The 18,388-nt window shown below is 70.6% G+C and carries 17 protein-coding genes; 8 read left to right on the top strand and 9 right to left on the bottom strand.

Annotation, left to right across the window (positions count from 1 at the left end):
• Positions 1-192 precede the first annotated feature (192 nt).
• A complete protein-coding gene (ftsH, locus tag JK363_RS00775) occupies positions 193-2,235 on the top strand; it encodes an ATP-dependent zinc metalloprotease FtsH (RefSeq protein WP_201870524.1) in 2,043 nt (680 codons plus the stop codon).
• 118 nt (positions 2,236-2,353) lie between these two features.
• On the top strand, positions 2,354-2,959 hold the full coding sequence (folE, locus tag JK363_RS00780; RefSeq protein WP_201870525.1) for a GTP cyclohydrolase I FolE: 606 nt from the start codon (positions 2,354-2,356) through the stop codon (positions 2,957-2,959).
• Between the two features lie 138 nt (positions 2,960-3,097).
• Here folE and JK363_RS00785 read toward each other — a convergent pair whose 3' ends face one another.
• The 6 genes from JK363_RS00785 to JK363_RS00810 form a co-directional block, all read right to left on the bottom strand.
• Positions 3,098-3,604, bottom strand: coding sequence for a DUF3180 domain-containing protein (locus JK363_RS00785; RefSeq protein ID WP_201870526.1), 507 nt, complete (start codon positions 3,602-3,604; stop codon positions 3,098-3,100).
• 61 nt (positions 3,605-3,665) lie between these two features.
• Positions 3,666-4,259, bottom strand: coding sequence for a 2-amino-4-hydroxy-6-hydroxymethyldihydropteridine diphosphokinase (gene folK, locus JK363_RS00790; protein ID WP_201870527.1), 594 nt, complete (start codon positions 4,257-4,259; stop codon positions 3,666-3,668).
• On the bottom strand, positions 4,256-4,615 hold the full coding sequence (gene folB, locus JK363_RS00795; protein ID WP_201870528.1) for a dihydroneopterin aldolase: 360 nt from the start codon (positions 4,613-4,615) through the stop codon (positions 4,256-4,258). Before folB ends, folK begins: the two co-directional genes overlap by 4 nt.
• A 207-nt stretch (positions 4,616-4,822) precedes the next feature.
• On the bottom strand, positions 4,823-5,311 hold the full coding sequence (locus JK363_RS00800; protein WP_201870529.1) for a nuclear transport factor 2 family protein: 489 nt from the start codon (positions 5,309-5,311) through the stop codon (positions 4,823-4,825).
• Complete coding sequence (gene folP, locus JK363_RS00805) at positions 5,308-6,186, bottom strand: dihydropteroate synthase (RefSeq protein ID WP_201870530.1); 879 nt, start codon at positions 6,184-6,186, stop codon at positions 5,308-5,310. Before folP ends, JK363_RS00800 begins: the two co-directional genes overlap by 4 nt.
• An 80-nt stretch (positions 6,187-6,266) precedes the next feature.
• Positions 6,267-8,099, bottom strand: coding sequence for a phosphatidylglycerol lysyltransferase domain-containing protein (locus JK363_RS00810; protein WP_201870531.1), 1,833 nt, complete (start codon positions 8,097-8,099; stop codon positions 6,267-6,269).
• Between the two features lie 143 nt (positions 8,100-8,242).
• Between JK363_RS00810 and JK363_RS00815 the strand changes: the two genes are divergently transcribed.
• Positions 8,243-9,373, top strand: a complete 1,131-nt coding sequence (locus JK363_RS00815) for an alpha/beta hydrolase (RefSeq protein ID WP_201870532.1) — start codon at positions 8,243-8,245, stop codon at positions 9,371-9,373.
• Positions 9,374-9,594: 221 nt separating this feature from the next.
• Here JK363_RS00815 and JK363_RS00820 read toward each other — a convergent pair whose 3' ends face one another.
• A complete protein-coding gene (locus tag JK363_RS00820) occupies positions 9,595-10,752 on the bottom strand; it encodes an ABC transporter ATP-binding protein (RefSeq protein ID WP_201870533.1) in 1,158 nt (385 codons plus the stop codon).
• 139 nt (positions 10,753-10,891) lie between these two features.
• Here JK363_RS00820 and JK363_RS00825 point away from each other — a divergent pair, with 139 nt between their 5' ends.
• The 4 genes from JK363_RS00825 (at position 10,892) to JK363_RS00840 (ending at position 14,636) form a co-directional block, all read left to right on the top strand.
• Positions 10,892-11,572, top strand: a complete 681-nt coding sequence (locus JK363_RS00825; protein ID WP_201870534.1) for an ABC transporter permease — start codon at positions 10,892-10,894, stop codon at positions 11,570-11,572.
• Positions 11,572-12,312 carry an ABC transporter permease gene (locus tag JK363_RS00830; protein WP_201870858.1) on the top strand — a complete coding sequence of 247 codons (741 nt, stop codon included), beginning with the start codon at positions 11,572-11,574 and terminating at the stop codon, positions 12,310-12,312. Before JK363_RS00825 ends, JK363_RS00830 begins: the two co-directional genes overlap by 1 nt.
• Positions 12,313-12,389: 77 nt before the next feature.
• Positions 12,390-13,349, top strand: coding sequence for an ABC transporter substrate-binding protein (locus JK363_RS00835; protein WP_201870535.1), 960 nt, complete (start codon positions 12,390-12,392; stop codon positions 13,347-13,349).
• A 132-nt stretch (positions 13,350-13,481) separates the two neighbouring features.
• Positions 13,482-14,636, top strand: coding sequence for a hypothetical protein (locus JK363_RS00840; protein ID WP_201870536.1), 1,155 nt, complete (start codon positions 13,482-13,484; stop codon positions 14,634-14,636).
• Positions 14,637-14,715: 79 nt separating this feature from the next.
• Here the strand turns inward: JK363_RS00840 and JK363_RS00845 are convergent, their stop codons facing one another.
• Together JK363_RS00845 and JK363_RS00850 are read right to left on the bottom strand one after the other, a co-directional pair.
• Positions 14,716-15,858: an NADH-quinone oxidoreductase subunit D gene (locus tag JK363_RS00845; protein WP_201870537.1), complete on the bottom strand. Its 1,143-nt coding sequence runs from the start codon at positions 15,856-15,858 to the stop codon at positions 14,716-14,718.
• 139 nt (positions 15,859-15,997) lie between these two features.
• Positions 15,998-17,014 carry an SAM-dependent methyltransferase gene (locus JK363_RS00850; RefSeq protein WP_372444698.1) on the bottom strand — a complete coding sequence of 339 codons (1,017 nt, stop codon included), beginning with the start codon at positions 17,012-17,014 and terminating at the stop codon, positions 15,998-16,000.
• Positions 17,015-17,165: 151 nt separating this feature from the next.
• Between JK363_RS00850 and JK363_RS00855 the strand changes: the two genes are divergently transcribed.
• Positions 17,166-18,362, top strand: coding sequence for a sensor histidine kinase (locus tag JK363_RS00855; protein ID WP_201870538.1), 1,197 nt, complete (start codon positions 17,166-17,168; stop codon positions 18,360-18,362).
• The last annotated feature ends 26 nt before the right edge of the window (positions 18,363-18,388 follow it).

The following is an 18,388-nucleotide window of genomic DNA, read 5'->3' on the forward strand; positions in this document are numbered from 1 at the left end:
TTGTTAACAGTCCACGGCGGCGTCGGGTGACAATGCTGGGGTACCGTCCGAAGGTCAGTCTTTTTCGAGACTGAGGATTACACAGCTCATACACCACAAATACACCGCAATACACCGCACGCACAGGCGCCCCCTCCAGGGCTGCCGTGCCTCACTGTGGCAGGAGGGACGGGGCGGCTTCGCCCCGTATGGATGGACGTGAAGCGCTACTTCCGTGGGCCGGTCATGTGGATCGTGCTGGCCGTCCTCGCCGTGGTCGTGTTGATGCAGGTCGTCGGCTCGTCCGGCGGCTACAAGTCGGTGGACACCAGCCAGGTCGTCAAGGCGATCAACCGGAACCAGGTCCAGTCCGCCGAGCTGACGACCGGCGACGAGCACAAGATCAAGATCAAGCTCAAGGACAACGTCGCGAAGATCTCGGGCAGCGACAAGCTCCAGGCCACCTACATCGGTGACCAGGGCGTCGACCTCGCCAGGACTCTTCAGGCCAATGCCCAGAAGGACAACGGGATCCCCGACGGGTACAACGTCTCGACGTCGAAGCAGAACCCCTTCGTCGGGATCCTGCTCTCGCTGCTCCCGTTCGTGCTGATCGTCGTGGTCTTCCTGTTCCTGATGAACCAGATGCAGGGCGGCGGCTCCCGAGTGATGAACTTCGGGAAGTCGAAGGCCAAGCTGATCACCAAGGACACCCCGAAGACGACCTTCTCCGATGTGGCGGGGTCCGACGAGGCGGTCGAGGAGCTCCAGGAGATCAAGGAGTTCCTCCAGGAGCCCGCGAAGTTCCAGGCCGTGGGTGCCAAGATCCCCAAGGGTGTGCTGCTCTACGGCCCGCCCGGTACGGGTAAGACGCTGCTCGCGCGCGCCGTCGCGGGCGAGGCGGGCGTCCCGTTCTACTCGATCTCCGGCTCCGACTTCGTCGAGATGTTCGTGGGTGTGGGTGCCTCCCGGGTCCGTGACCTGTTCGAGCAGGCCAAGACCAACGCCCCGGCCATCGTCTTCGTCGACGAGATCGACGCCGTCGGCCGGCACCGCGGCGCCGGTATGGGCGGCGGCCACGACGAGCGCGAGCAGACGCTGAACCAGCTGCTCGTCGAGATGGACGGCTTCGATGTGAAGGGCGGCGTCATCCTGATCGCCGCCACCAACCGGCCGGACATCCTCGACCCGGCGCTGCTGCGCCCGGGCCGCTTCGACCGGCAGATCGCCGTCGACCGTCCCGACATGCAGGGCCGTCTGGAGATCCTCAAGGTCCACCAGAAGGGCAAGCCGGTCGCGCCGGACGTCGACCTGTCGGCCGTCGCCCGCCGTACCCCCGGCTTCACCGGTGCCGATCTGTCGAACGTGCTGAACGAGGCCGCCCTGCTGACGGCCCGCAGCGACAAGAAGCTGATCGACAACCACTTCCTGGACGAGGCGATCGACCGTGTCGTGGCCGGACCGCAGAAGCGGACCCGGATCATGAGCGACAAGGAGAAGAAGATCACCGCGTACCACGAGGGCGGTCACGCCCTGGTCGCGGCGGCGTCTCCGAACAGCGACCCGGTCCACAAGGTCACGATCCTCTCCCGCGGGCGGGCCCTGGGCTACACCATGGTCCTGCCGGACGAGGACAAGTACTCGACCACGCGCAACGAGATGCTCGACCAGCTCGCCTACATGATGGGCGGCCGGGCGGCCGAGGAGCTGGTCTTCCACGACCCGACCACCGGCGCCTCCAACGACATCGAGAAGGCGACGGCCACGGCCCGCGCGATGGTCACCCAGTACGGCATGACCGAGCGTCTCGGCGCGATCAAGTTCGGCTCCGACAACTCCGAGCCGTTCCTGGGACGTGAGATGGCTCACCAGCGCGACTACTCGGAAGAGGTCGCCGCGCTGGTGGACGAGGAGGTCAAGAAGCTCATCGAGGCCGCGCACAACGAGGCGTGGGAGATCCTCGTCGAGAACCGCGACGTGCTGGACAACCTCGTCCTGGCGCTGCTGGAGAAGGAGACGCTGAACAAGGAGGAGATCGCCGAGATCTTCGCCCCGATCGTCAAGCGCCCGGCCCGCCCGGCGTGGACCGGCTCCTCGCGGCGTACCCCCTCCACCCGTCCGCCGGTACTCTCCCCCAAGGAGCTGGCCCCGGCCAACGGCGCCCAGTCCCCCTCGGCGGCCTCCCTCGCGAAGGCCACCGCCCCGGAGGAGACCCCGGAGCGCTCCGAGGAGTCGGGCTCCGGACCGGAGAACTGATCCCCGGCCGTCCAGGGGTGTCTCGGCCCCTGGACGGCCCCGGAATGAATGCCGCGTCAGCCAGGTTCTAGCCTGTTGACGCGGCATTTCCGCATTGGTGTGTGAGGAACGAGGCAACATGATCGACCCGGTGACGCTGGACGGTGAGGGCCGCATCGGCGAATTCGACGAGAAGCGCGCCGAGAACGCGATCCGTGAGCTTCTCCTCGCCGTCGGCGAGGACCCGGACCGGGAAGGGCTCCGGGAGACCCCGGGGCGGGTGGCTCGTGCCTACAAGGAGATCTTCGCGGGACTGCGCCAGCAGCCGGAGGACGTCCTCACCACCACGTTCGACCTGGGCCATGACGAGATGGTGCTGGTGAAGGACATCGAGGTGATGTCCTCCTGCGAGCACCACCTGGTGCCCTTCGTGGGCGTCGCCCACGTCGGCTACATCCCCTCCCACGACGGCAAGATCACCGGGCTGTCCAAGCTGGCCCGGCTGGTGGATGTGTTCGCCCGCCGCCCCCAGGTCCAGGAGCGGCTGACCACGCAGATCGCCGACTCCCTGATGCGGATACTGGAGCCGCGCGGCGTGATCGTCGTGGTGGAGTGCGAGCACATGTGCATGACGATGCGCGGGGTGCGCAAGCCCGGGGCCAAGACCCTCACCTCGGCCGTCCGCGGTCAGCTGCGTGACTCCGCCACCCGGGCCGAGGCAATGAGCCTGATCATGGCCCGCTGAGCGCTCCACGGGAAGAGCCGTGAGGTGCCGCTGTTCCGCTGCGGCTGCGTCGTGGCCGGCCGCGCCCACGCGGCGGAGCCGCACATCGACACAGCCCCGCGCCCCCTTCGGGGCGCACCGTGCGCCCGCCTCCTCGGGTCAGGCGCGGGCGGTGGCGCTGGGGCCGTTGCCCTTGCCGTTGTTGTGTTCGTCGTCCTCGGGGAGCTTGCAGACGCGCTCCAGGAAGAACGCGGCGGCGACCACGCCCGCGCCCGCCAGGACGGAGAGCGCGGCGTAGATGGCCTGGTCCCGGCGGGCCGGGACATCGAGCTGCTCCATCGCCAGGAAGGCGCCCACACCGCCGTACATGCCCGCGATCAGCGCCGCGACCAGGGCGCTGGCCTGGCCGAAGATAACCGCGCGGGCGGCCACCAAGGGGTCCACGCCCTTGGCGCCGGGACGGCGCTCACGCTGAGCGCGCAGCCGGGCGCGCAGGGACAGCGCGGTCGCGGTCAGCACCACCGCGATCAGAGCCAGCACAATCGGCGCGGCCACCGGAACGCTCGGCAGCGAGCCCAGCGTGTCCCACAACCGGGCCCCCGCCCACGACACCACACCGGCCACGGCGAACAGCCCGACCAGCACCCCGATCCGAAGTTGCCTCACCGACCGGTCGCCCCTCAACTCGTACGTGCACCATCTCCCGAACCTACCGGGAGATCAACGTCTATTCGGGCAGGCGCAGTTCCAGGTCCGTACGGACCTGTACCCCGTCCTGGCCGACCTCGGTCAACAGCCCGGAGACCGTGCCCCGGCCCGGGAACTCGGCCTGCGGGTCCACGTCGTTCCACGGCACCAGCACAAAGGCGCGCTGGTGCGCCCGCGGGTGGGGGAGGGTGAGCGTCGGGTCGTCGGAGACCACGTCCTGATACGACACGATGTCCACGTCCAGAGTGCGCGGACCCCAGCGCTCGTCCCGCACCCGCTCGAATGCCTCTTCGATGGCGTGGCCGCGCTCCAGCAGCGAGGAGGGCGGCAGCGTCGTCTTCACCAGCACCACCGCGTTGAAGTAGGTGGACTGGGTGCCGGGCTCCACACCCCACGGGTCCGTCTCGTACACCGGCGACACGGCCTTGACCCGCAGCCCCGGGGTGTCCTCCAGCGCGTCGATGGCGCCCTGGAGGGTCTCCAGGCGGTTGCCCAGATTGCTGCCGAGCGAGATCACCGCCCGTTTGGGGTTGCTCAACGTCACATCGGCTGCGTCGACCCGCTCCACCACGGAGGTGGGAACGGGCTGCACGGTCGGATCGCTGCTGCTCATACTCGGCTCCGGGTGATGGTGATGGTCACGTCGTCGAAGGGCACGGTGATCGGGGCCTGTGGCTTGTGCACCACCACCTCGACCTCCTGTACCACGTCGTGCTTGAGGCAGCGGTCCGCGATTCGCTCGGCGAGTGTTTCGATCAGGTCGACCGGCTCACCCCGCACCACGTCCACGACCTCTTCCGCGATCTCCCCGTAGTGGATGGTCTTGGTCAGGTCGTCGGCGGCCGCGGCGGGCCGAGTGTCCAGGCCGAGCACCAGGTCCACGACAAACGTCTGGCCTTCCTCGCGCTCATGGGGGAAAACCCCGTGGTGCCCGCGAGCCCTCAGGCCGCGCAGCGCGACACGATCCACCCGAATCACTCCTGCTGGTCGTCGGTACGCGGGAACGTCCCGACGTGTCCGGAACGCACCACCCGTCCCCAGCCGTCTGCCGGGGTACCTCCCTCGAATCTACCTGCGGGCACCGGCGGCACCCGCCCACGGGGTCGCGGCCCGCTCGCTCCGCGTCCCCGCGCCACAGACCCCTACCCGCACCTCGCGGGGCTCGAACGGGGTCCATCAGTCCGGCATCAGCCGTCCGTCGTCATCCGGTCCCTCCGGCCCCTCCGGACCGTTCTCGTCACTCTCCGCCAGCACCGGGGAGCCATGGTGTGACCACACCTTCCAGCCGTCCTCCGTCCGGCGGAACACGTTCGTCGCCACCACCAGCTGTCCCACCAGCGGGCCGAGCTCGCCCTCCTCCTCCGCCGGAGCGCCGCTGAGGATGTTCTCGGTGCAGGTCACCAGGGCGGTGTCGGCCAGCACCGACACCTCGACATCGGTCAGGAAGAACTGGATGTAGTCGGTGTTCGCCATGATCAGCGCATAGGAGCGCAGCACCTCGCCCCGGCCGCGCAGCACCGGCCAGCCGGGGTGCACACAGGAGACCTCGGTGTCCGGCGCGTCCAGCCACAGCCGCTCCATCGCCTCGTGGTCGCCCTGCTCCATGGCCTCGTACAGCGCGGTGTTCGCCCGTTCCACCCGCTCGCTGTCCGTAAGGGAAGTCACAGTGCTCCCGCCGCGTCCCGGGCCGCTTCGATGGCCCGCGCCACCCGCACCGCGTCCGCGCTGGCCCGTGCCTCGTGGACCCGCACCGCCCAGGCGCCCTCGCGCGCCGCGATCGCGGTGACCGCGGCGGTGGCGGCGTCCCGCTCCCGGGCGGGCGGCGGGGTGCCGTCGCCGGTGGCCAGGACGCGCCCCAGGAACCGCTTCCGGGAGGCCGCCACCAGCAGCGGGCGGCCCAGCTCGCGCAGCGCGGAAAGATGCGCCAGCAGCGTCAGGTCGTGCTCGGCCTCCTTGGCGAAGCCGAGGCCCGGGTCGATCACGATCCGCTCCGGGTCGATACCGCCCGCGACCGCCCGCTCCAGGCCGATGCGCAGCTCGGCGACGACCTCGCCGACGACGTCCCGGTAGACCGCCCGGTTGTTCATGTCGATCGACTGGCCGCGCCAGTGCATCACCACGAAGGGCACTCCGGCCGCGGCCACCGTGGGCACCATCGCCGGATCGGCGCCTCCGGCGCTCACATCGTTGACCAGCCGTGCCCCGGCCTCCACGGCTCGCTCGGCGACCGTGGCCCGCATGGTGTCCACGCTGACCACGGCTCCGGCCGCGGCCAGCTCCCGGACCACCGGAACCACCCGGCGCAGCTCCTCGGCCTCGTCGACGCGCACGGCGCCGGGACGGGTCGACTCGCCTCCGACGTCCACCAGGTCGGCCCCGGCGGCGATGAGGTCACGGCCGCGCTTGACGGCCAGCTCGGGGTCGAACCACTGGCCCCCGTCGGAGAAGGAGTCGGGCGTGACGTTTACCACGCCCATCACCGCACACCGGTCCCATTCCGGCAGTCCGGCCACCCGGCCCCGCCCACGCAACGTCGTCATGACCCCAGGCTAGACGGAGCCGGAGGGCGGACGGGGGACGCGGGCGGGCGGGCATCCCGGGCGGGAATCCCGGGGTGTGCTCAGGCGGCCTGCTCCAGCTCCCGGTCGCGGGTGGCGGGCGGGTGGGCGCAGGGCCGGGGCTCGGGGCGGCGTCCGCGGCGCAGCAGCCGCGGGAGCGCCAGCGAGACGAACCCCTCGGCCTGCATCGCGGCCAGTCCGATCCGCGGTAGATCGCGGGTGTTGCGGAAGACCACGAAGCGCGGCTCCCAGCGCGGCTGGAACTTGGCGTTGAACTTGTACAGCGACTCGATCTGGAACCAGCGGGAGAGGAACACCAGCAGTGCGCGCCAGCCGCGCAGCACCGGGCCCGCGCCCAGCTTCTCGCCGCGCGCGAGCGCCGAGCGGAACATCGCGAAGTTCAGCGAGACGCGCTTCACGCCCAGCTGCGGGGCGGCCTGGAGGGAGGCGACGATCAGCAGCTCGTTCATCCCGGGGTCGGCGCTGCGGTCGCGCCGCATGAGCTCCAGCGACATTCCGTCGGTGCCCCAGGGCACGAAGTGCAGTACGGCCTTGAGGTCCCCGTACGGGCCGTCCTCGGCGCCCTCCTCGGCGGCCTTGTGGGCGGTGGCGATGACCGCGTCGCCGTCGGCGGGGTCGCCGATCCGGCCCAGCGCCATGGAGAAGCCGCGCTCGGTGTCGGTGCCGCGCCAGTCGGCGGCGGCGCGCCGGATGGCCTCCAGCTCCTCCGGCTCCAGGTCGGTGGCGCGGCGCACCCGGGTCTCGTATCCGGCCCGTTCGATGCGCTTGACCATCTGGCGGACGTTGCGCATGGCGCGGCCGGAGAGGGTGAAGTCGGCGACGTCGACGATGGCTTCGTCGCCGAGCTCCAGGGCGTCCAGTCCGGTTTCCCGGGTCCACACCTCGCCGCCGGTCTCACTGCACCCCATCACCGCGGGGGTCCAGGAGTGGGCGCGGGCCTCGTCCATGAAGCGGGCGATGGCGCCGGGCCACGCCTCGACATCGCCGACCGGGTCACCGCTGGCGAGCATCACCCCGGAGACCACGCGGTAGCAGACGGCGGCCTTGCCGCTGGGGGAGAAGACCACGCCCTTGTCGCGGCGGAGCGCGAAGTGGCCGAGGGAGTCACGGCCTCCGTGGGTGGCGAGCAGGGCCCGCAGCCGTTCCTCGTCCCCGGCGGTCAGCCGGGCGGCCGGGTGCTCGGGGCGGAAGGCCAGATAGGCGGTGGTGGCGACGGTCAGCAGGCCGAGCGCGCCGAGGGAGTAGCCCACGGTGTAGTCGGCGCCCTCGCGGTAGTCGATGGGTCCCTCGAAGCCGAACAGCCCCCACAGCACATGCTCCAGCTGATCGCCGAAGGACGGTTTCCCTACGATCGTGTCCGGGTGCGACCGGACGATCAGCAGTCCGAGACCGATGCTGACCGCACCCATGATCAAGAAGTTGGCGAGAGCCCGCCAGCGGCTGCGCGGGTCGGGGAGTGCCGCGAACTCCTTCCGGTAACGCAGCAGTACGCCCATCAGGACGAGCGAGAGGACGGCGCCGCAGATCGAGTGACGGTGGATCAGCTGGGCGGCGGCGCCGACGGGCAGCAGCCCCACGGCCGCGACCCAGGCCCGGCGCTTACGCCGCTTCAGCCCGTGAGCCAGCATGAGCAGGAGCAAACCGACCACGATGGATGCCGCGGCGGCCAGGGAGCTGACCGCGCCCGGCAGCACCTCGGCGAGGGCGTGCACCCGGGTGTAGCGCAGCCGTGGGAAGACGAGGTCCATCAGCCCGATCAGCGTGCACGCGGTGCCGACGGCGGTTGGTACCGCCTCCGGCCTCGGTCCGCGCAGCACACGCCGTATCCGGCGGGGAACCCGTCCGGACGTTTCGGCATCTTGACTGTCAGACATTTGCATTCCCGTCGCTTCGGTCAAGAGGATCTTTGGTTCTCTGACGCAGCATCTGCACGATTTGCGCCTATCAAGACGGCGCCCGAGGGGGCGGGGTTCCATCCGCGGCACGGGGGAGCCTGCCGCCCGGCAGAAAGATAGTGATGGGTCTCACGAGCAACAACATCGTGATCATTGCTGTGATCACCGCGGTGCTGCTGTTCGCGGCCACGATATGGCTGTGGCCGCGACTGGCCGGGCGCGGGGTGACCGCCGTGCTCGGCCGAGTCGGCATGCTAGTGGCAACTCAGCTCACGGTGTTCGCGGCTTTCGGATTGTTTGCCAACCAGTCTTTCGGCTTCTACGGTTCCTGGTCGGATCTGTTCGGAAAAGAGGACACACCCGGTGTGGTGGTGAACCATGACACCCCGGGCAACGGGGTGCGGGTCACCGAAACCCGTCATGTCAAGGTGGACGGGGGCTCGTCGCCGAAGGTCGCCGGACGCATCGAGAAGGTGAACATCCAGGGGCCGGTCTCGAAGATCGCCAGCTCCGCGTACATCTATCTGCCGCCGGAGTACTTCAAACCGGAGTACGCCAAGCGGAAGTTTCCCGCCGCCCTGGTGCTGACCGGATACCCGGGCACCACCGAAGCGCTGATCAACGGTCTGAAGTACCCGCAGAACGCACACGCGTTGGCGAAGAACGGGCGGATGCAGCCGACCATCCTGGTGATGATGCGACCGACCGTGGCCCCGCCCCGGGACACCGAGTGCGTGGACGTGCCCGACGGTCCGCAGACCGAGACGTATTTCACCAAGGACCTGCCGAAGGCGGTGTCCGCGCACTACCGGGTGGGCCGGGAGGCCCGTAACTGGGGTGTCATCGGGAATTCCACCGGCGGCTACTGCGCGCTGAAGATGGCGATGCGTCACCCCGAGGCGTTCTCGGCCGCGGCGGGCCTCTCGCCCATGTACAAGGCGCCGATCGACGCGACCACGGGCGATCTGTTCGGCGGCAGCAAGCAGCTGGAGCGCGAGAACAACCTGATGTGGCGGCTGGACCACAAGCCCGCGCCGCCGGTGTCGCTGCTGGTCTCCAGCAGCGAGCGCGGCGAGAAGAACTACCGGGCCACCATGCAGTTCGTGAACAAGGTGAAGACGCTGAACCGGCGTGGCGAGCCGACCCGGATCTCGTCGATGATCCTGGAGACCGGGGGCCACAACTTCAACACCTGGCGCCGTGAGGTCCCCGCCGCGCTGGAGTGGATGGGCGGCCGGCTCAGCGACCGCTGAGCCGGAACCGGGCGCCGGGTTGGTCGTGACGACCGCCCGGCACCGGACGCGCCCAGGTCCTGGACCCCCTCAGCGGACTCGCTGACGTCCGGTGCGCTCCGGATGCGCCCTGAAGGGGCGCGGGGCTGTGTCGATGTGCGGCTCCGCCGCGTGGGCGCGGCCGGCCACGACGCAGCCGCGGACGCATGACGGCACACCTCGCGGCACTTCCCGCGGAGCGCTCAGACGTCCGCCACCGTCTGGAGGTCCACGTCCCCGCGGGCGATCCCGCCCGCGTCGGCGTCGATCGAGCGGCGCAGCGCCTCATGGAGCCGGGCCGGGGTGAGGACACCGAGGAAGCGTTCGCCGTCGAGGACCGCGACCCAGCCCGCGTCGTGCTGGAGCATCTGGCTGAACGCCTGCTTCAGCGGCGCCCCCACCGGAAGCCATGCCTCCATACGGCGGGCGTGGTCACGGACGGTCCCCTCGGTGCCGTCGGCCGCGTCCGCGGGGATCCAGCCGTGCAGCCCGTCGGCGTCGTCCAGGACGACGGCCCAGCGCGCGCCGTCCGCGGCCAGCCGGGCGGCGGCCTTGGGCAGCGGGTCGTCGAGGTGGACCACCGGGGGCTGTTCGAGGTCGCCGGGTTCGATGGGGGTGACCGAGAGCCGCTTCAGTCCGCGGTCGGCTCCGACGAAGTCGGCGACGTACGGGGTGGCGGGCGCGCCCAGCACCGAGGCCGGGGTGTCGAACTGTTCGATCTTCCCCGAGCCGTAGACCGCGATCCGGTCACCGAGCCGGACCGCCTCCTCGATGTCATGGGTGACGAAGAGCACGGTCTTTCGCACCTGTGACTGAAGTCGCAGGAATTCGGTCTGGAGGTGTTCACGGACGACCGGGTCGACGGCGCCGAAGGGTTCGTCCATGAGCAGCACCGGCGGATCCGCGGCGAGCGCCCGGGCCACTCCGACCCGCTGCCGCTGGCCGCCGGAGAGCTGGTCGGGGTAGCGGTCGCCGTAGACGGACGGGTCCAGCCCGACCAGCTCGAGCAGTTCGGCGGCGCGGTCACGGCCCTTCTTGCGCTGCCAGCCCAGCAGATGGGGAACGGTTGCGGTGTTCTCCAGTACGGTCTTGTGCGGAAACAGACCGATCTGCTGAATGACGTAGCCGATACGGCGACGCAGTTGGACCGGATCCGCCTCGGCGATGTCCCCGCCCTCCACCAGAATCCGGCCCGAGGTCGGTTCGATCAGCCGGTTGACCATCTTCATGGTGGTGGTCTTGCCGCAGCCCGAAGGCCCGACGAGCGTGACCAGCTCGCCCTCCGCGACCTCGAAGGACAGGTCGTCAACGGCCGTCGTGCCGTCGGCGTAGCGCTTGGTGACATGCTCGAACCGGATCATGGCTCCCCATTGTTGCCGCATTCGTGGCAGACAGTGTTGCTGTTGTGTGGCGATCGGACGAGATTGTCATCTCCCGGGGTTAGGGTCACCAGGAATTGTGACGACCAGGTGGCTGCGGCCCGACGGGGGAGGTGAGCGTATGGCGGACCGGAACTGTCTGATCAGCAACGAGTGGATATGCGGCGAGTATGTGCGCACACGCAGTCAGGAGCTGACGGACGCGACGCTCCAGCACGTCTGGATCACTCTCGCCTCGGTCGCGATCGGACTGCTGGTCGCCTTTCCGCTCGCGCTGCTGGCCCGCCGCTGGCGGGTGGTGGCGGGGCCGGTACTGGGGATGACCACGATCCTCTACACGGTGCCGTCGCTGGCGATGTTCTCGCTGCTGCTCCCCGTGTTCGGAGTGTCCGCCGCGGTCGTGATCACCGGCCTGGTGCTCTATTCGCTGACCATCCTGGTGCGCAACATCATGGCCGGGCTCGCCTCGGTGCCCGAGGAGGCCCGGGAGGCGGCCCGCGGTATGGGATACGGGCCGCTGCGGCTGCTGTTCGGCGTTGAGCTGCCTCTCGCGCTGCCCGCGCTGATGGCGGGACTGAGGATCACCACCGTCTCCACGGTCTCGCTGACCACGGTCGGCGCGATCATCGGCTACGGCGGCCTCGGCAACCTCATCTACGAGGGGATGCGCAGCTTCTTCAAGGCGCAGGTGCTCACCGCCTCGGTGCTGTGCGTGGCGCTGGCCGTCGTGGCCGACGTGGCCCTGCTCGGCGTCCAGCGGCTGCTGACGCCCTGGGCACGGAAGAGGAGGAGGGCCGCGTGATGGGCGTCGTGGGCGAGGCGTGGGACTGGCTGGCCACCGGGTCGCACTGGTCGGGCACCGACGGGGTGTGGCACCGGCTGAGCCAGCATCTGTTCCTGACGTTCGTCTGTCTGGCGATCTCCTGCGCCGTCGCGCTGCCGGTCGCCGTGGTACTCGGGCATCTCGGCAAGGGCGGGGCGATCGCGGTCAACATCTCCAACGCGGGCCGCGCGGTGCCCACCTTCGCGGTGCTCGTGCTGCTCCTGCTCAGCCCGCTGGGGACCCACGGACAGTGGCCCACGATCATCGCGCTGGTGCTGTTCGCCATTCCGCCGGTGCTCACCAACGCCTATGTGGGGGTGAGCGAGGCGGACCGGGAGGTCGTCGAGGCCGCCCGGGGCATGGGGATGACGAGCGGCCAGCTGATCCGCAGGGTCGAGCTGCCGCTCGCCTTCCCACTGATCATGACGGGCGTACGGACCGCGGCGGTGCAGGTCGTGGCCACCGCGACGCTGGCGGCGCTGCCCGGCGGCGGCGGTCTGGGCCGGATCATCACGGCCGGGTTCCGGCTCACCGACACCCCGCAGGTGGTGGCCGGGGCGGTGCTGGTGGCGGCCCTCGCCCTGCTGGTCGAAGGGATTTTCGTGCTGCTGGGGCTGGTGCTCGACCCGATGCGGCGCAGGACCGGGCACCGGTCTCCGGCGGCCTTTCGGCCGCCCGCCGACCAGGCGCCGAAGTCGCCGGTCCTCAAGACGCGCTGACGGGCGCCATAGCAGCAGTGGTGGGCCGATGACGTCCCACGACGGAGAACGTCCGGAAATCTATGGATGGGGAACCCATGAGCAAGATCTATCGGGTGGCGGGAGCCGCGGCGGGTGTCATGGCGCTGGCGGCCGGTCTGACCGCCTGCGGCGGCGAGAGCCTGGAGAAGTCCGGCGGCGGTGACAGCTCCGGGAAACCGGGCAAGGGCTCACTGGTGATCGGAACCGCCTCGTTCGCCGAATCGAAGATCCTCGCCGAGTTGTACGCGGGGCTTCTGGAGGATGCCGGATATTCCACCTCGATCAAGACCGTCGACACCCGCGAGCTGTATGAACCGGCCCTGGAGAAGGGCCAGATGGATGTGGTCCCGGAGTACGCGGCGACGCTCGCAGAATTCCTCAACCAGAAGAAGAACGGGCCGAATGCGAAGCCGGTGGCCTCCTCGGACGTCGGCGACACCGTGGAGGCGCTGAAGAAGCTGGCCGGGCCGCGTGGGCTGAAGGTGCTCGAGCCCGGCAAGGCGGTGGACCAGAACGCGTTCGCGGTCACCAAGGACTTCGCGACGGAGCACAAGCTCAAGACCCTCTCCGATCTGGGGAAGTCCAAGCAGAAGGTGACGCTGGCGGCGGGTGACGAATGCCCGAAGCGGCCGTTCTGCCAGCCGGGTCTGGAGAAGACCTACGGCATCGACGTCGCCGGTATCGACCCGCTGGACATCGGCAGCGTCCAGGCCAAGCAGGCGGTCAAGGACGGCAAGGACCAGATGCTCCTGACCACCACCACGGACGCCACTCTCGACCAGTTCGGTCTGGTCCTGCTGGACGACGACAAGAATCTCCAGAACGCGGACAACGTCCTTCCGGTGGTGAATGCGAAGTCGGCGGGATCAAAGAAGATCGCCGACACGCTGAACAAGTTGAGCGCCGTACTGACGACGGCCGATCTCACCCAACTCAACAAGAAGGTTGATGCGGAGCGACTCAAGCCCGCTGATGTCGCCGCCGACTACCTCGAGGACAAGGGGCTGGTGAAGTAGGACAGCGCCGCCCGGGAGGCCCTGCCCGAGAGCGGGCAGGCCCGGCGGCCCGGCCGTATTTGTCAACGGATTGACAACAGATCTGGCCCGGCGGGCACCCAAACGCCCCGTATGCAAGGTAAGTTTCGGGCCATGCCACGTGGACGCCACCGCCAATCCCCACCGTTGCACAGGCTTCTCACTCCGCTGTCGGTCGCCGGTGCGTCAATAACCTGCGCCGGCGGTGCCTGGCTGGTCGGCGATACGGTCGTCATCCGTGGGCTCGTCGCGACCGCGGCGGCCGCGGCGGTCGTCGGAGCGGTGCTGATGCGCCGCTGGGACCGCGCGGCCGGCCGCCGGGTCGCGGAGGCCGTGAGCGAGACCGCACGCCAGGAGCTGAAGTACGAGGAGCGGATCGCGGACCTCGAGGCGGACGCCGAGAAGTCGGCCGAGCTCGGCGCCGCGCTCAACGCCAAGCTGCGCGCCAAGCGGTCCGAGCTGGCCCGGCTGCGCAATGAGCACGCCGAACTGCTGCGCCGGTACGCCACGGCCGAGACCGAGCGCGCCAGCGCCCTGGAGGGCCGCCGACAGCTCGCGCTGGAGGCCGCGGCCCCGGCGCTGGAGCTGGAGGCGGCGCCCTCCGGCCCCGAGGCGCCCGACACCGAGTCCGCCGACGCCGGGACGACCGAGCCGGAGGCCGCCGGGTCTTCCGCCACCTCCGCGCCCACCCCCGAGGCGTACGCCAAGGCCGACGAGGCGCTGCGCAAGCTGGTGCCCAACGCGCGGCGCCAGCAGGAGGAGCGCGAGCGCCGGCGGTCGTCCGCCGGCCAGGAGGCCACGGAGCGCGACACGGCCGCGGCCGGTGAGGACGACCGGGGCGAGGACCGGGACAGGGACGGTGCCGCCGCGCCGGGGAAGTCCCCGGCGGCCGACGAGCGTGACGGCCCGCCCGAGCCGCGCAGCCACGCCCGTACGGTCGCCTCGGCGGTGGTGCCCTACGCCACCGCCCGCACCGCGGCGGCCCGTACCGACTCGGGCTTCGACTACTTCGGCACCCAGAAGAAGCAGCCGAAGACGCGGCGGCCCCAGCAGTCCGGGCCCGGGGCCGCCGGATCCGCTCCCGACGCCTCGGCCGCGTCCGCCGACTCCGCCGCCGACGCGGCGGCCGAGGAGGATCTCGCCGATGTGATCGGCGCGGAGACGATGGCCGAGTCCGAGAAGGGCGCCGCGGGCGAGGTCATCGACCTGACGGCGCATGACGAGACCGAGCAGATCGAGATCACGGAGCTGCGCAGCGCGATCTCGTGAGCCGTAGCGATCTCGTGATCCGTGAAGGAGTGGCGGCCGCCCCCATGGGCGGCCGCGCCGCTTTCCGCCCGGCCGTCCGTTACTTGTCGATGTCGCCGACGACGAAGAACATCGAGCCCAGGATCGCCACCATGTCGGCCACCAGCGTGCCCGGCAGCAGCTCCGTCAGGGCCTGGATGTTGTTGTACGAGGCCGAGCGGAGCTTCAGCCGGTAGGGCGTCTTCTCGCCCTTGGAGACGAGGTAGTAGCCGTTGATGCCGAGCGGGTTCTCGGTCCAGGCGTAGGTGTGGCCCTCGGGCGCCTTGAGCACCTTGGGCAGCCGCTGGTTGATCGGCCCCGGCGGCAGATCGGCGAGCCGGTCCAGACAGACGTCGGCCAGCTCCAGGGAGTTGTGGGTCTGCTCCAGCAGGCATTCGAAGCGGGCGAGGCAGTCGCCCTCCTCGCGCACCACGACCTTCAGGGTGTCCTGGAGCTCCCCGTAGGCCAGATACGGCTCGTCACGCCGCAGATCGAAGTCCACGCCCGAGCCGCGCGCGATCGGTCCGCTGACCCCGTAGGCGTGGACCGTCTCACGGCTCAGGGTGCCGATCCCGCGGGTACGGCCGCGGAAGATCTCGTTTCCGAGCACCAGACGGTCGTAGACGTCCATCCGCGAACGGACCTCGGCCACGGCCTCGCGGGCTCGGCCGAGCCAGCCCGCCGGGAGGTCCTCCTTGAGACCGCCGACCCGGTTGAACATGTAGTGCATCCGGCCGCCGGAGATCTCCTCCATGACGTGCTGGAGGTCCTCGCGCTCCCGGAACGCGTGGAAGATCGGCGTGATCCCGCCCAGCTCCAGGGGGTAGGAGCCGAGGAACATCAGATGGTTGAGGATCCGGTTCAGCTCGGCGAGCAGGGTGCGCGTCCACACCGCGCGCTCGGGGACCTCCATGCCGAGCATCCGCTCCACGGCGAGGACGACGCCCAGCTCGTTGGAGAAGGCGGAGAGCCAGTCGTGACGGTTGGCGAGCATGATGATCTGGCGGTAGTCGCGCGCCTCGAAGAGCTTCTCGGCACCGCGGTGCATATAGCCGATCACCGGCTCGGCGTGCTCGATCCGCTCCCCGTCCAGGACCAGTCGCAGCCGCAGCACCCCATGGGTGGAGGGGTGCTGCGGGCCGATGTTGAGCACCATGTCGGTGCTCTCCGCGGCGCCGCCGATGCCGACTGTCGTCTCCGTCATGGGACCAGTCTGTCAGCTCGCCCGGAGCGCCCCGCCAGGGCTCCGTCCCTGGTCCGCCGCCGCCGAGCCGGGCGGGGTCCGTCCCGTGAGGGGCTACAGCGGTCCGCCGTCAGGGCGACAGCGGTCCACCGGGGCGGGGCTACAGCGGTCCGCCGGGGCCCGCGCAGGCGGGACCCACGGGCTGGAGCAGCCAGCCGAAGGCGCCCAGCCCCGCCGGATCGGTCAGCTCCGCCGCCTCGCCCGCCGCGCTGAGTGCCCGGACGTAGGCCGCCGGGTCCCGGGAGGCCAGGGCGAGCGGGGGACGGCCGCCGTCGACGCCCAGGGCGTGCAGCGCCTCCCGCTGGGACAGCAGCCGCGGGGGGCGCTCCCCGCCCGCGGCGGCCGCGCACGCGTCCAGCGCCGCATGCGCCGTGAGATCGCACGAACCGTCGGGGACGGGCCGCACCTCGCGGCCTTCGCGGAAGCCGGTGAGCGTGCCGAAGGGGGGACGGGCGGCGCGCTCGTGGGCGTAGTCGACGGCGACCGCGAGCCCCGCCCGCAGCGAGCCCACGGCCCGCGCCCACGCCGCGTCGCGCGGCCGGCCGATCTCGGCGCGGCTGCCCGGTTCCGCGCCGTCCAGGGGCCACCAGCGGGCAAGCCAGTCGGCGTCGGCGCCGTGCACCGGCGGGCCGAGCCGTTCGGTGCCGTCCGCCGCGCGGACCTCGACCAAGCGCGGACTTCCGGCGGCGTCGGTCTCGGCGATGTCCACCGGGACGTTGTCCAGCCACTCATTGGCGAAGAGCAGCCCCGTCACCCCGTCCGGCGGGGTGTCGTGCCACTCGATCCGGCCGTCGAGCCCGGCGGGCCGCGGCGCCCGCTCCACGGCGCACAGGCGCAGCCGCGCGGCCCGCCCGTGCGGCATCCCGGGTGCCAGGGCGAGGACGGAGGTCAGCAGTTCGCCGCGGCCCGCGCCCATGTCCACCAGCGCCAGCTCCTCCGGCCACCCCAGTGCCTCGTCGACCCGGCCGAGCAGCTCCGCGACGGCCCGCGCGTACAGGGGCGAGGCATGTACCGAGGTGCGGAAGTGCCCGGCCGGTCCTTCCGCGCGCCGGAAGAAGCCTTCCGTCCCGTAGAGGGCGCGTTCGGCCGCGGCGCGCCAGCCGCTCCATTCGCGCATGTCGTTCCATTCGCGCATGTCCTTCGCCACACCGCCACGCTAGACGGACGGCGAAACGGAGCCGTATCCACCTTCTGGAGTAGGACGCGGCGGCACGGATCGCCCGTCGGACTGACCCATCGAGGTATCCGACCTGCATACGCTGGGTGACGTGCAGCGCCTCTACGACTTTCTCCGCCGTCACCCGACTGGGGTGGACACCTTCTGGGCCGTCCTTCTCTTCGGCGTCGGGATGCTCTGGTACGTGGAGGCGTCCGTGGGGGGCGAGCCGCGGATTGTCGCGCTGCCGGTGATCGTGGCCCTGTGCACGACCATGGCGCTGCGCCGCCGCGCCCCCGAGAAGATGCTGGTGCTGGCCACCGTCTGCGGGGTCTTCCAGCTCGCGCTGGGCATCTTGCCGAACCCGGCCGATATCGCCCTGCTGATGATCGTCTACACCGCGGCGGCCAGCGCGTCGCGCGGCTACTCCCGCTTCGCCCTCGTCGGGGCACTCAGCGCGACCGCTCTGGCGACCCTGCGCTGGCCCGACGAGCGGGAGACCGGATGGCAGTCCCTCGTCTCGACGATCTTCGTCACCATTCCGTTCGTGCTGGCCTGGGTGCTCGGCGACTCGATCCGCACCCGCCGCGCCTACTGGGCCCAGCTGGAGGAGCGCGCCGCGCGGCTGGAGAAGGAGCGGGAGGCGCAGGCGAAGGTGGCGGTGGCCGCCGAGCGGGCCCGGATCGCCCGGGAGCTGCACGACGTCGTCGCGCACAACGTGTCGGTGATGGTGGTCCAGGCGGACGGCGCCGCGTATGTCCTCGACGCCTCACCCGAGCAGGCCCGGCAGGCGCTGGAGACGATCTCGGGCACCGGCCGCCAGGCGCTCGCCGAGATGCGGCGGCTGCTGGGGGTGCTGCGCACCGGGGAGCCGGGCGAGGACAGCGACTATGTGCCGCAGCCGGATGTCGAGCAGATCGACGAGCTGGTGGAGCAGGTGCGCGGCGCCGGGCTGACGGTGGACTTCAAGGTCGTGGGCAGCCCGCGCCAGCTGCCCAGCGGTGTGGAGCTGACCGCGTACCGCATCGTGCAGGAGGCGCTGACCAACACCCGCAAGCACGGCGGCCCGGACGTCGGCGCGAGTGTGCGCATCACCTACTTCGACGACGGGCTCGGGCTGCTGGTCGAGGACGACGGACGGGGCGCGCGGCGCGAGATGTACGAGGATGGCGGGGCCGACGGCCAGGGGCACGGGCTGATCGGTATGCGGGAGCGCGTCGGCATGGTGGGCGGCACGCTCGACGCGGGTCCGCGGCCGGGCGGCGGCTTCCGGGTCAGCGCCCTGCTGCCGCTGAAGCCGACCGGCTGAGCGGGCCGCCGCGCGGCGGCGGTCCG

Source organism: Streptomyces coffeae (assembly GCF_016741875.1).
Classification (GTDB): Bacteria; Actinomycetota; Actinomycetes; order Streptomycetales; family Streptomycetaceae; genus Streptomyces; species Streptomyces coffeae.

What these genes read in the sequence shown, in the direction of transcription:
- JK363_RS00815 (WP_201870532.1), top strand. Translation starts at nt 8,243, where the DNA reads ATGGGTCTCACGAGCAACAACATCGTGATCATTGCTGTGATCACCGCG.
- JK363_RS00825 (WP_201870534.1), top strand. Translation starts at nt 10,892, where the DNA reads ATGGCGGACCGGAACTGTCTGATCAGCAACGAGTGGATATGCGGCGAG.
- folE (WP_201870525.1), top strand. Translation starts at nt 2,354, where the DNA reads ATGATCGACCCGGTGACGCTGGACGGTGAGGGCCGCATCGGCGAATTC.
- JK363_RS00835 (WP_201870535.1), top strand. Translation starts at nt 12,390, where the DNA reads ATGAGCAAGATCTATCGGGTGGCGGGAGCCGCGGCGGGTGTCATGGCG.
- JK363_RS00810 (WP_201870531.1), bottom strand. Translation starts at nt 8,099, where the DNA reads ATGTCTGACAGTCAAGATGCCGAAACGTCCGGACGGGTTCCCCGCCGG.
- JK363_RS00845 (WP_201870537.1), bottom strand. Translation starts at nt 15,858, where the DNA reads ATGACGGAGACGACAGTCGGCATCGGCGGCGCCGCGGAGAGCACCGAC.
- JK363_RS00830 (WP_201870858.1), top strand. Translation starts at nt 11,572, where the DNA reads ATGGGCGTCGTGGGCGAGGCGTGGGACTGGCTGGCCACCGGGTCGCAC.
- JK363_RS00850 (WP_372444698.1), bottom strand. Translation starts at nt 17,014, where the DNA reads ATGCGCGAATGGAGCGGCTGGCGCGCCGCGGCCGAACGCGCCCTCTAC.
- folK (WP_201870527.1), bottom strand. Translation starts at nt 4,259, where the DNA reads ATGAGCAGCAGCGATCCGACCGTGCAGCCCGTTCCCACCTCCGTGGTG.
- JK363_RS00840 (WP_201870536.1), top strand. Translation starts at nt 13,482, where the DNA reads ATGCCACGTGGACGCCACCGCCAATCCCCACCGTTGCACAGGCTTCTC.
- ftsH (WP_201870524.1), top strand. Translation starts at nt 193, where the DNA reads ATGGACGTGAAGCGCTACTTCCGTGGGCCGGTCATGTGGATCGTGCTG.
- folP (WP_201870530.1), bottom strand. Translation starts at nt 6,186, where the DNA reads ATGACGACGTTGCGTGGGCGGGGCCGGGTGGCCGGACTGCCGGAATGG.
- JK363_RS00820 (WP_201870533.1), bottom strand. Translation starts at nt 10,752, where the DNA reads ATGATCCGGTTCGAGCATGTCACCAAGCGCTACGCCGACGGCACGACG.